Genomic DNA, 12807 nt, shown 5'->3' with positions numbered 1-12807 from the left:
AGTAATAATTTTGATTTTAAGCTGGTTATTCCAGCTTAAAATAAATAAAAGAAATAGGAAGAGGGAGGATTGAAAGGCTATGAAAGTTTCAAAAAAATTTTTTGTAGTTGTTTCTATGCTTGTTATTGTTAGTTTTATTCTAAGTAACTGTTTTATAAGTAATGCTGGAAGTTCTAAGCTCATAAAGCCTCTAAAACCAACATCTGAGGCTAAAAATCCGATTACTTTGACCATGTATAGTGCTGAGACAAATCCAAATGATGATGGTTTTAAATCTCCAGTTGCACAAAAGATAAAAGAGCTTACAGGTGTTACATTAAAGATTGAATATGCAATTTCTGCAGGCGCAGGTCAACAAAAACTTCAGCTTATGGCAGCAAGCGGTGATTATCCGGATTTGGTATATGCAAAAGGTGATTTACAACTTCTAAAAAATGCCGGTGGTGTTGTTCAGTTAGATAGTTTAATTGAAAAATATGGGCCAAATATCAAAAAAGCATATGGTAAAAACCTCAAGAGACTCAGATGGAGCCCACAGGATCCGCACATTTATTGCTTGGGTATCACAACAGATAATGATGCTACTCTCGACGTGAATGGTGGCTTTATGGTTCAGCACAGAGTAGTAATTGAACAAAATTATCCAAGAATAAGAACAATAAAAGACTTTGAGGATGCAATAGTCAAGTACTGGAAAAAACATCCTACTACAGAGGGACTTCCAACAATTCCGCTAACACTTTCAGCAGATGATTGGCGAACAGTTATTTCTGTTACAAATCCTGCTTTCCAGGCAACAGGTGCTCCAGATGATGGAGAGTTTTATGTTGATCCTAAGACATTAAAGGTAATTAGGCATTATAAAAGACCAATTGAAAAAGAGTACTTCAGATGGCTAAACCACTTGTGGAATGCTGGAATTCTTGATAGAGAAACATTTGTGCAAAAAGATGATCAATACAAAGCGAAAATTGCTTCTGGAAGGGTTCTTGCTTTGATAGATGCAGGCTGGGCGGTAGGTGAACCAATTACAGCTTTAAAGAAGGCTGGTAAGTATGAATACACATATGGTTATTATCCTGTTACTGTTAATGAAAAGATAAAACAGTGTCCTCCTGATGTAAAAGTAGGTTACACAGGTGGTTGGGGTGTTGCGATAACTGTTAAGTGTAAAGATAAAGTAAGGGCAATAAAATTTTTAGATTGGATGTGCACAGAAGATGCTAATATCCTCAGACAGTGGGGTATTGAAGGTGTTCATCACACATACGTAAACGGGAAACGAGTATTTATTTCTAAGATTGACCAGATGCGAAAGACAGATCCAACATTTTCTAAAAAGACTGGTATAGGTGCATACGTTTATCCATTCCCAAGATTGCCTAATACGTATATTGATTCAACAGGAAATCCAATTACACCTGATACAAGAAAAGAAGATATAAGAAAGAATTATAGCGATGTTGAAAAGAAAGTTTTATCAGCATATAAAGCAGAAATTTGGAAAGATTTATTCCCAAAAACTAATGAGTATCCTGAAAAGACATGGGGTTATTTATGGATGATTGCGATTGACGATCCGAATATCAAGACTATTAATGATAAGATTTGGAATTATACATTGTCAACAATTCCAAAGGTTGTCATGGCAAAAGAAAAGGATTTTGATAAGGTATGGAACGATTTTCTTGCTGGATTTGAGAGACTTGGTAATAGCAAAGTTGAAGAGTATTACACAAAGAGAATTAAACAAAATATTGAATTGTGGACAAAATGATAAATTTTGATTCTAAAGAGGCTGCTTTTTAAAGAGCTTAAAGAAGGTAAGCAGCCTCTTTAATTTTTGCGAATTGTGTAGTATAAAATATAAATATAATATTACACTTTTTAAAAGAGGGAATTTTAAGTGCTGCAGGATATACTGAAAATCATATTTGCAATATTAGCAGGTGGGCTTATTGGTATTGAACGTGAAAATGTTCACAGGCCAGCAGGTTTCAGAACTCACATTTTGGTCTGTGTGGGCTCTACACTTGTTATGATGACCTCTGAATATATTTTCGCTATATATTATAAAGGGCATGCAAATATTGACGTTGCAAGGCTCGGTGCTCAGGTAATCTCGGGTATTGGTTTTCTTGGTGCAGGAACAATTATAAAAGACGGTGCTACAGTCAAAGGTTTAACCACTGCTGCAACTTTGTGGGCTGTGGCATGTATTGGTCTTGCAATTGGAATTGGGTATTATAAAGGGGCCTTTTTAGCAACAGCAGCAGTGTATCTGACCTTAATTTTTCTCAAAAAATTTGAAGTGAGATTTGTTTCGAAAGGGATTTTGAGAACTATTTCTGTTGAAGGTCAGAATTTAAGAAGTTCTATTCAAAAGATTGATTCCATCTTGACTGCTCATTCAGTAACAATAAAGGATATTAAATTCGTGCATGAAGAAAATGAAAAAGTTATTTACAAAGCGCTGGTATTACCAGATGCTCCCCTTAATCAACTTATAACAGATTTATATCTGATTGAAGGTGTAATCCGCGTAACTTTTGAATAAAAAATACTTTTAAAAAAATTGCAGTGTGGTATAATTATCAATCAGAAAATTATAAATACAAAGAAAGAAATGGAGGCAGGGCAGAATAAGGTGACAAAGGAGGACCAGAGCAAAACACCCTTATTTGATGCGGTAAAAAGACATATTGAAAAGAACATAATACCGTTCCACGTTCCAGGGCACAAATATGGAAGAGGTCTTAAAGAGTTTACCGATTTTGTCGGGCAAAACGTCATGCTCATGGACTTAAACGGTATGGAAGATTTAGACAATGCAAACAATCCAATTGGTGTCATCTATGAAGCTGAAAAACTATTTGCAAGCGCGTTTGGTGCTCAATATGCATATTTTTTGGTAAACGGTACAACCTCCGGTGTTCAGACAATGATAATGTCGGCATGCGAACCTGGAGATGAGATAATACTGCCTCGAAATGCACACAAAAGTGCGTTTGGTGGAATAATCCTGAGCGGGGCAATCCCTGTATATGTTCAACCTGAGGTCAATGAAGAACTTGGAATTACGATGGGTGTTACAATTGAGAATGTTAAAAAGGCAATATTAAAACATCCTCATGCTAAAGCAGTGTTTGTTATAAATCCAACGTATTATGGAATTGCAAGCGATTTAAAATCTATAACAAGAACAGCACACAAGTTTGGTATGGCAGTTTTGGTAGATGAGGCACACGGTGCACATATGGGATTTCATAATGATTTTCCGCTCACTGCGATGGAAGTTGGAGCAGATATGAGCGCGGTTTCTACCCACAAGACAGGTGGGTCGCTTACTCAAAGTTCTGTGCTTCTTTTGCGTGGTCACAGGATTCAACCTGAGACTGTAAAGCAGGTTTTGAACCTTACCATGACAACAAGCTCTTCATACATTCTGATGTGTTCTATAGATGTTGCAAGAAAACAACTTGCAATGTATGGCGAAGAGATGTTAGAAGAGACTTTAAAACTTGCAAGAATGGCAAGAGAAGAGATAAACAAAATAGAAGGACTTTATGCTTTTGGGAAAGAACTAATTGGGACGCCAGGTGTTTATGATTTTGATGAGACAAAGCTTGGTATAAATGTAAGAAGGCTTGGTATAACCGGGTATGAAGCTGAAAGAATTTTAAGAGATGAGTATAATATACAGGTTGAGATGTCTGACCTTTACAATATACTGGCTATAATCTCTTTGGGAGATACACAAGAGAGTGTGGAAAAACTAATAGAAGCTCTTCGCAATATGGCAAAGAAGCTTGGTGTCAAAGATGTGAAAACGCCAACTATAGTACTGCATTCACCGCAGGTAATTGTATCGCCAAGAGATGCTTTTTATAGCTCCAAAAAGGTTGTTGACCTTGACAATGCAGTAGGAGAGATTTCAGGTGAAATGGTAATGGCGTATCCTCCTGGAATACCACTTATTTTGCCTGGTGAGAGAATTACAAAAGACCTTGTTGATTATATAAAACTTTTGAAAGAAGAGGATTGTCAGCTGCAAGGTACAGCCGACCCTTATGTAAATACAATAAGGGTACTTGGAACAGCTGATTAATTTAATATATTTTTTGAGCCAAGGACGGCTTTGGCTCTTTTTGTTTTTAAATATAAAACTAATTTAGAAGTGGTGAAGAAAGAGAAATGTTAAATCCGCTTACTTATGCTTATATTGGGGATGCTGTATATGAACAGTTTATAAGGACGAAAATTGTTGAGGAAAATCCTAACTTGACTCCACATATTTATCATTTACGATCAATAAGATACGTAAAAGCGGAAAATCAAGCAAAGGCAATAAAACTTATTTGGGACATTTTAACCGAAGAAGAAAAGAGCGTTGCTAAACGTGGAAGAAATGCTAAGAGCAAGACAATTCCCAAAAATGCTGATGTTCTTGATTACAGATTTGCTACTGCTTTTGAATGTTTAATAGGATATCTATATATGAATGGAAAAAACGAAAGATTATATTATATTTTGAACATTGTTTATGATACACTTACAAAAGAAAGGAGAAATCAATAATGATTTTGGCTATAGTAATTTTTTTGCTTGTATATGCATTTATAGTAACTGAAAAAATTCACAGGACAATTATTGCGCTTTTTGGTGCAGGAATTTTGCTGGTATTTAAAATTGTTTCTTATGAATATGCTATTCATCATGCAATAGATTTTAATACTCTGGGTCTTTTAATAGGAATGATGATCATTGTCTTTATAACAAAGCGTACTGGCATATTTGAATACATTGCCGTAAAACAAGTAAAGCTTTCCAAGGGGAATCTTATTGTAATGATGATTCTCTTATCAGTTGTCACAGCTGTGGCTTCTGCTTTTTTGGACAATGTTACAACAGTGCTTTTGATAATTCCTATTGTTTTGAGCATTACAGAAGATCTTAATATTTCTCCTTTGCCTTTTGCAATTTCAATCATATTTGCTTCAAATGTTGGAGGAACAGCAACACTTATTGGTGACCCACCAAATATAATGATTGGCAGTAAAGCAGGACTTTCGTTTATGGACTTTGTTAATAATCTCACACCAGCCATTTTCATTATTCTTATTATTACAGTTTTAATATTTGCTCTTATATTCAAAAAACAGTTAAAAGTAGATGAGGAACTTAAAGAGTTTTTTCTCAAAATTGATGAAAGTGAGTATATAAAGGATAAAAAACTTTTAGTTAAAAGCTTGTTTGTGTTAGGACTTACAATAGTTGGTTTTATTCTCCATGATAAATTAAAACTTGAATCTTCAACAATAGCTTTGTTTGGTGCCAGCTTTCTTTTGTTAATAAGTGGGGTGGATGTAAAGGAAGTACTTGAGGAAGTTGAATGGACAACCATATTTTTCTTTATAGGACTTTTTATAATAGTAGGTGGTCTTGAGATAACTGGGGTTATAGATATTCTGGCAAAAGCAATGTTGAATATTACCCATAATAATCCGTTATTAACAACTATTGTTATCCTGTGGGGGTCAGCAATATTTTCGGCATTTGTTGATAATATTCCATTTACTGCTACAATGATTCCATTAATTTTAGAGATGCAAAAGCTTGGACATCTCGATGTTCAACCCCTGTGGTGGGCTTTATCCTTAGGAGCGTGCCTTGGTGGAAATGGTACAATTATTGGTGCTTCAGCTAATGTTGTGACGTCTGGTCTTTTAGAAGAAAAAGGATATAGACTTTCATTTGGAGAATTTTTTAAATATGCTTTTCCTACTATGATACTGACAATTATTCTTTCAACTGTATATTTGGTGATAAGATGTTATATGTAACATACTGAAAGGAGTAGTAGAGAAATATGATAGAAATTGAAAAGATAATGAATATTATTCCTCACAGATACCCTTTTTTACTTGTTGATAAAATTGTGGAGATAGAAGAAGGGAAGAAAGCAAAAGGAATTAAAAATGTTACAATCAATGAACCATTTTTCCAGGGGCATTTTCCACAAAATCCAGTGATGCCAGGTGTATTAATTGTTGAGGCAATGGCACAGGTTGGGGCTGTTGCAATGCTTTTGAAAGAAGAATTTAGAGGTAAAACTCCATTTTTTGCAGGTATTGATAAAGTAAGATTCAAAAGAGTTGTGAAGCCTGGGGATGTTCTTGTGATTGAAACAGAGTTAATTTCTCTCAAAGGTTCAATCGGCAAGGCAAAAGCAATAGCCACGGTTGATGGAGAAGTTGTTTGTGAAGGTGAATTACTATTTGCCATAAAATAAAAGGTAACCGGCAAGATTTCAAGCTGGTTACCTTTTTCTTTGTCAAAATATTTTTATGTTCTCTTTTCAAGCTGAAGTTTTGCTTTTATAACTCTTACGTCTTCTCCAAAAAGGTGCAGAAACATAAAATATTCCTGAAGTCTTCCCATTATAAAACCGGAATAAACAGTAACAAGTCCATCAAGGCTGTAGTTTGTTGTTATAACCATTTTTTTACCGCTTAAAAACCTTTTGTCTAATAAACTCTGAAAAACTCCATGACAAAATTCGGTATTTTTCCCTTCATTCCCAAGGTCATCAATAATCAAAAGATCAACCTCTTCAAGGCTTTTGTATTCTTCATCGCTGACCTCATCATAAAGCCGAACCATTTTGGAGTATTTGTCCTTTAATATCTCAAAAAAAGAAATACTATCTAAAAATATTACTGTTTTACCTTTGTCAATTATCTCTTTTGCTATGCAGTGAGCAAGAAAAGTCTTACCAAGTCCAGTTGGTCCATAAAATAATAGATTTTTTTGATTTGGCATATCAAAATTTTCAACAAACTTCTTCACTTCTTCAATTATCTTGAGCATATTTTTATAGGGTGATAGCCCTTCTTTCAAATCAATTTCTTTTGAATAGAAATCAAGATTAAAGTTACTAAAATTATGTTCTTTCAAGATTTCTTTTAACCTGCTTTGTTCGTATAAAAGTTCAATAAAAAGCTGAGCCCTACATTTGCAAACCTCAACTCTGTCTTCTGAGACAACAAAACCTGTGTCTTGGCATGCCTTGCATACATAGTCTGGTTCTAAATAGTCGCTCGGATATCCCATCTCAATTAAAAGTTTTGTCCTTTTTGAGATAAGCGTATCTAAAATTTTGGAATATTTAGCTATTTGCTCTTTATTTTGCATCAGTGACGCTTTTGACAGCCTCAAGCCAGCTAATTTTATTTTGTCACATATATCTGCAAACTCTTTTGATTTAGCATAAAGCTCATTTATTTTTCTTTCTTTTGAAAGCTCAGCATTAAGGCGTCTTTGTTTATATATTCTGTCTATGGTTTCTAATATTTCTTTCTTATTCGTCATCATTTGCATTACCTCTTAAGGCTTTTTTGTAAAGTTCTTCTAACGCAGTATATGTAGATGGGTCTCTTTCTTCACGGAGGCTCTTTTTATTTGAGGATTGTTTTTTGCTCTTTTCTTTCTTTTGAGCATTTTCAAGTTCAAACTTTTTAATTGATTCTAAATCCTTAAGGCCTGCCTCATACCACCTTTTTATTATACCATTTACATAGCTTACTGTGGGATTGTTCACATTTTTCACAAGGCTCAAAGCATACATAATTACATCTTCTGGCACTTTCCAGTCGTTTATCCATACATTCATAATTTCATCTTCCACCTTGGTCGGAGCCCTGTTGTATATTCCAAGATACTGAAGAACAAGCCTTTTTATTCTACTTGTGTCTTCCTGCGACCTTATATACTCCTCAGCCTTTTCAATGCTGTCAATGTTAAGCTCTTTCCACTTAATTGCCATTTGTTCTAGAAATTTCAAGTTTTTATTGTTCTTATTTATTGTAACATAGTTTATCAAAAGGTATATAACCTCAATAGGCAGTTTTAGCCAGTCATAAATCTCAAGCAAAACATCAATATCACTTTTGTTAAATGTCCTGCAGTACTGTTTTTGGGCAAATTCAAGAAGGTTTCTAAACTTTTCATCTGTCTCAAAAAATCTGGATAAGTCCTCTGTTGTGTAAACTGGGGGTGTTGGCACATTTTCAACCTTTTCAGATGAAAACATCTCATCCAAAAACTCAATTGAAAAATTGCCATCAACATCTTTGGAAAGCCTTATAAGATTTCTCTGTGCCCAGAATTCGAGTGCTTTTACAACATCACTTTCAAGAAGATTTAGTTCCTTTGAAATCCTATCTATTTCAACTGCTTCAATTTTGTTCTGGAAAAGATATTTAAGGTATATGTACACCTTCACAAACTCCCCGTCAGAAAAAGGCATATGATTTTTAATAAAATCATAGCCTATTAAAACAAAGTTTTGCTGTTTAGGTAGAATAAATAGCTTTCCCATGTATAAAATTGCCCCCTTTTTATGATACAATAATTTTATCACAAAACTTAATTTATTTTTATACCAGCAAAATGCAATTATTGTATATGGAGGAATTAACTATGAAGTTCAAGGTTGTTTTGTTATCCCACACACCGGAGCCTGAAAAGGTTGTTGCAACTGCTGCAAAACTTTGTTATTCTAATGCAACCATTGAGAATATCTTCGAAAGATTAAATGATGAGACAGTTAAAAACTTTCTGAATTTTTTGGTAGAGGTGGGGCATCAGTCACCCTTAGAACATGTAAGTTTTACATTTGGGATAGAAGGAGTTTCGAGAAGCTTTACACACCAGCTTGTCCGTCACAGGATTGCTTCGTATTCGCAGCAATCTCAGCGGTATGTCAAAATGGATGGATTTGATTATGTCATTCCACCAAGCATAGAAGAAGATGAAGAGCTTAAAAATATTTTTATAGACACCATGAATCAGATTGCCAAAAGTTATGCTATTTTGTCTGAAAAGCTTCAAAAAAAGCACATTGAAAGTTTTAAAATGCAAGGAATTTCAGAGAAAGAGGCTTTAAAAAAAGCAGAGAAAATGGCGATAGAGGACGCAAGATATGTTCTTCCAAATGCCTGTGAAACTAAAATTATCATGACAATGAACGCAAGAGAGCTTTTACATTTTTTTAGCGAGAGGTGCTGTAACAGAGCTCAGTGGGAGATAAGGGCTGTTGCTGACAAGATTTTAGAGCTTGTCAAAAACGTTGCGCCAAACATATTCAAATTTGCAGGACCTAAATGCATAAGACTTGGCTATTGCCCGGAAGGAAAGTTCTCTTGTGGAGAGATTCAAAAGGTGAGAGAAAAATATCTTGGAAAAAAGAGGGAGGAATATGAGAACTATTGAAGGCAAAAATCCTGTGAAAGAAGCACTCAAAAGCGGAGCTAAGATAACAGAGGTGTATATCTCAAATTCAGCAAAAGATAAAGAGACTGCACAGATAATAGAGCTTTGCAGACAAAGTGGGGTTGTGGTAAAATTTGTTGACAAGAACAAGATAGATAAAATGGCGCAGACCAAAAACCCGCAAGGTGTCATTGCCATTGCACAGGAGTTTGAATATTGCGATACAGATGACATCTTGTTTGAAGCAAGGCAGAGAGAAGAAGCTCCTTTTTTAGTTTTGCTTGATGGCATAACTGACCCACAGAACTTTGGGTCTATTATAAGGTCTGCACACTTGTGTGGAGCGCATGGAATTGTGATTGAAGCAAGAAATTCATGTCCTGTTACACCAGCTGTTGAAAAGGCTTCTGCAGGTGCTATTGAGTATATGAAGATTGCACGGGTTGTTAACTTAAGAAGGACTATTGAGGAACTGAAAGAAAAGGGCATATGGGTGTTTGCTGCAGATGCAAGTAGTCCAAAACCTGTTTATGAGTGTGATTTTACTATTCCAACATGTATTGTGATAGGTTCTGAAGGAAAAGGTATCTCCAGGCTTGTGAAAGAAGGCGCTGACTTTTTGATAAAAATCCCACAAAAAGGATATATCAATTCGTTTAATGCATCTGTTGCGGCCGGTATCATATTTTTTGAGGTTTTGAAACAAAGACTTAAAGAAGGAGAAATCAAAGGTGCACTTGATGGTTGATGGATACAACTTTATAAACGCATGGGAGAACTTAAGGAAAATTGCTGAAGAGGATTTGGACAGTGCACGAAAAAAGTTAATTGACATTTTAGCAGATTTTTCGGGCTACAAAGGGTATAAAATTACTATTGTGTTTGATTCACACTTAGTTAAGGGATCTATGCGGAGAAAGGAAACCATCAGCAATGTAGAAGTAATATTCACAAAAGAGGGCGAAACAGCTGACAACTACATAGAACAATATGTTTACAAGAACAGCAAAAACGAAAAGATTGGTGTTGTAACCTCAGACTATTTAGAACAGCTCATAATCCTTGGAGATGGTGCTTTGAGAATACCTCCAAGAGAACTTATACACGAGATTGAACATTACAGAAAAGAAATTGAGAAGAAAGTAAAAGAAAAGATGTATAAAAATAGCAAGTTAGAAGATGCTTTAGAAGATGATATTATTCGCAAACTGGAGAAGTTCAAAAAAAATCTGGAATGAGCTTGAAAGAAGCTTTAGCAATAATATATAATTATTGTGATAGGTTTTTCTTTGAATTCTTAACAAGGCTTAAAAACTTAAGGAGGCATATTGCCTTGACATTGCAAAAATGGCTTTTGAATTTTAAAGAATGTCCAGATGAGGAATTGGTAAGATATTCAAGAGAAGGAATAAAGGAAGCAACTGAAGAACTTCTTTGTAGATATCAAAATTTTGTAAAGGCAAAGTGTAGAATGTACTTTTTGATTGGAGCTGACAAGGAGGATATTTATCAAGAAGGCATGATAGGTTTGTTTAAAGCTGTGCGTGATTTTGATGAGACAAAATATCCTTCGTTTAGATTGTTTGCAGAGATGTGCATTACGCGGCAGATGATAACTGCAATCAAAACTGCCAGCAGGCAAAAACATATTCCTCTTAACACTTACATATCACTTAACAAGCCTGTGTACGAAGAAAATGACGAAAGGACACTTATTGACACTTTAGCAGACACATTCATTTCTGACCCTGAAGAGGTTATGATTACAAAGGAGGAGCTTGAAAACGCTATAAATGTTATTACTGAATGTCTTTCTCCTTTTGAGTTCAAGGTTTTGAGCCTTTACCTGGAAGGAAGGAGTTATCAAGAGATTGCTGATATGATCCACAAGGATGTAAAGTCAATCGACAATGCTCTTCAAAGGGTTAAAAAGAAGATTGAAAAGTACTTGACTCCAGCCGACAAATGAACAAAGAAAGATGACCGGCTAAATAATATTTATGCCCGGTCATTTTTTTGTTTGTTGTAAAAAATTCAAACTATATTATAATATATTTGTCCAATCTTTTTTGGAGGAGGGTAAAAAAGATGAGAAAGATCACATTTGGAACAGATGGCTGGAGAGGAATTATAGCAGATGATTTTACTTTTGAAAATGTAAAAATTGTTGCTCAGGCAATAGCTGAATATGTATCAGAAGTATATGAGAATCCGACAATAATTATTGGCTATGACTATAGATTTCACTCAGAAAATTTTGCAAAGGTATGTGCCGAAGTTCTAAGTAGCAATGCAATACACGTTCTTCTTTCAAAACAGCCGATTCCAACACCGGCTGTTGCACATGCTGTTGTTAAAAAAGGTGTAAGCGGAGCAATAATGATAACAGCAAGTCATAATCCATATTACTACAATGGAATAAAGTTTATTCCACATTATGGCGGACCTGCCAACACACAGATTACAGATAAGATAGTGAAAAACGTGGAAAGAATACAGAAAGAAGGACTTGGCAGTTTAAATCCTGATGAGAAGCTCATTGAATACTTTGACCACAAGGAAGAGTATATAAATGATGTTTTGAACTTGATAGACAAAAAGGCATTTGAAGGGAAAACTTTAAAAGTTCTTGTAAATCCTATGTATGGCTGTGGGATAGGGTATGTTGATGAAGCGCTCAAGAGGCTTGGATGTGAAGTAAAGGTAATTAATAATTGGCGCGACCCGCTTTTTGGTGGACATTTGCCAGAGCCTAATTTGGAGAATATGAAAGACCTTTTAGAGGTTATAAAGAGCGAAAAATTTGACTTAGGCCTTGCAACAGATGGGGATGCAGACAGGTTTGGAGTTGTAAATCCGGACGGGGAATATATTTCGGCAAATGAAGTAATCTTTATGCTTGCAGACTATTTGATAAAAACGCGCGGAAGAGCATCGACAATTGCAAGGACAGTTGCAACAACTTCTATGCTCGACAAAATTGCAGAGAAACACAATATGCGTTGCATTGAAACACCTGTTGGGTTTAAATATATTGCAGAGTGTTTGATGAAAGAGGATGCCTTGATTGGTGGAGAGGAATCTGGAGGGCTTTCCATAAAAGGGCATGTGCCTGAAAAGGATGGGATTTTGGCTGACCTTTTGGTTGCAGAGGCAGTTGCAAAGCTTCAAAAATCTCCAAAAGAAATTTTAAGGAGCATTGAATCTGAGTATGGAAAGCTTTATAATAAAAGAATTGATGTTAGAACAACTCATCAGAAAAAAGAAGAGGCATTGGAAAGAATAAAAAATTTTGGTAAAAGTGAAGTGGCAGGGTTGAAATGTACAGAGTATAGGACAAGAGATGGTCTAAAGGTTATCCTTGAAAATAGCTCGTGGTTTTTGGTAAGACCATCTGGGACAGAAGACCTTATAAGAATTTATGGTGAAAGTCCGGATGAGAAAAAATTAGAGGAAATTTTGCTTGATGTGAAAGGTTATCTTGGTTTGTAGAAAATGCGACTTTAAATGTAATAAAGTTGTATGCTTGATGAA

The 12807-nt window shown here is 35.2% G+C and carries 13 protein-coding genes; 11 read left to right on the top strand and 2 right to left on the bottom strand.

Annotated elements, in window-relative coordinates:
- Positions 1-79 precede the first annotated feature (79 nt).
- The 6 genes from COB47_RS09155 (at position 80) to fabZ (ending at position 6292) form a co-directional block, all read left to right on the top strand.
- A complete protein-coding gene (locus tag COB47_RS09155) occupies positions 80-1777 on the top strand; it encodes an ABC transporter substrate-binding protein (RefSeq protein ID WP_013291095.1) in 1698 nt (565 codons plus the stop codon).
- A 129-nt stretch (positions 1778-1906) separates the two neighbouring features.
- Positions 1907-2557 (top strand): MgtC/SapB family protein, encoded by a 651-nt coding sequence (locus COB47_RS09150; protein WP_013291094.1) that lies wholly within the window; start codon positions 1907-1909, stop codon positions 2555-2557.
- 69 nt (positions 2558-2626) lie between these two features.
- On the top strand, positions 2627-4108 hold the full coding sequence (locus COB47_RS09145; RefSeq protein ID WP_041742795.1) for an aminotransferase class I/II-fold pyridoxal phosphate-dependent enzyme: 1482 nt from the start codon (positions 2627-2629) through the stop codon (positions 4106-4108).
- 86 nt (positions 4109-4194) lie between these two features.
- Positions 4195-4578, top strand: coding sequence for a Mini-ribonuclease 3 (locus COB47_RS09140; protein WP_013291092.1), 384 nt, complete (start codon positions 4195-4197; stop codon positions 4576-4578).
- Entirely contained in the window at positions 4578-5843 is a 1266-nt protein-coding gene (locus tag COB47_RS09135) for an ArsB/NhaD family transporter (protein WP_013291091.1), read from the top strand. The genes COB47_RS09140 and COB47_RS09135 overlap by 1 nt, the downstream gene beginning before the upstream one ends.
- Positions 5844-5869: 26 nt before the next feature.
- Entirely contained in the window at positions 5870-6292 is a 423-nt protein-coding gene (fabZ, locus tag COB47_RS09130; RefSeq protein WP_013291090.1) for a 3-hydroxyacyl-ACP dehydratase FabZ, read from the top strand.
- A 53-nt stretch (positions 6293-6345) separates the two neighbouring features.
- Here fabZ and COB47_RS09125 read toward each other — a convergent pair whose 3' ends face one another.
- Together COB47_RS09125 and COB47_RS09120 are read right to left on the bottom strand one after the other, a co-directional pair.
- Positions 6346-7374, bottom strand: coding sequence for an ATP-binding protein (locus tag COB47_RS09125; protein WP_013291089.1), 1029 nt, complete (start codon positions 7372-7374; stop codon positions 6346-6348).
- Positions 7361-8380, bottom strand: coding sequence for a DnaD domain-containing protein (locus COB47_RS09120; protein ID WP_013291088.1), 1020 nt, complete (start codon positions 8378-8380; stop codon positions 7361-7363). Before COB47_RS09120 ends, COB47_RS09125 begins: the two co-directional genes overlap by 14 nt.
- A 101-nt stretch (positions 8381-8481) precedes the next feature.
- Between COB47_RS09120 and thyX the strand changes: the two genes are divergently transcribed.
- From thyX to COB47_RS09095, 5 genes are all read left to right on the top strand, one after another.
- Positions 8482-9273 (top strand): FAD-dependent thymidylate synthase, encoded by a 792-nt coding sequence (gene thyX / locus COB47_RS09115; RefSeq protein WP_013291087.1) that lies wholly within the window; start codon positions 8482-8484, stop codon positions 9271-9273.
- Positions 9260-10021, top strand: coding sequence for a 23S rRNA (guanosine(2251)-2'-O)-methyltransferase RlmB (gene rlmB / locus COB47_RS09110; RefSeq protein ID WP_013291086.1), 762 nt, complete (start codon positions 9260-9262; stop codon positions 10019-10021). Before thyX ends, rlmB begins: the two co-directional genes overlap by 14 nt.
- Positions 10005-10511 (top strand): NYN domain-containing protein, encoded by a 507-nt coding sequence (locus tag COB47_RS09105; protein WP_013291085.1) that lies wholly within the window; start codon positions 10005-10007, stop codon positions 10509-10511. The genes rlmB and COB47_RS09105 overlap by 17 nt, the downstream gene beginning before the upstream one ends.
- Positions 10512-10606: 95 nt before the next feature.
- Positions 10607-11242, top strand: a complete 636-nt coding sequence (locus tag COB47_RS09100) for an RNA polymerase sporulation sigma factor SigH (RefSeq protein WP_041742793.1) — start codon at positions 10607-10609, stop codon at positions 11240-11242.
- 119 nt (positions 11243-11361) lie between these two features.
- Positions 11362-12765, top strand: coding sequence for a phosphoglucomutase/phosphomannomutase family protein (locus COB47_RS09095; protein WP_013291083.1), 1404 nt, complete (start codon positions 11362-11364; stop codon positions 12763-12765).
- Positions 12766-12807: the final 42 nt, after the last annotated feature.

Origin of the sequence: Caldicellulosiruptor obsidiansis OB47 (assembly GCF_000145215.1) — a bacterium.
In the GTDB taxonomy this organism is placed as follows: domain Bacteria; phylum Bacillota; class Thermoanaerobacteria; order Caldicellulosiruptorales; family Caldicellulosiruptoraceae; genus Caldicellulosiruptor; species Caldicellulosiruptor obsidiansis.
Note: the sequence above shows the minus strand (reverse complement) of the source record. Positions and strands in the feature narration are given on the sequence as shown.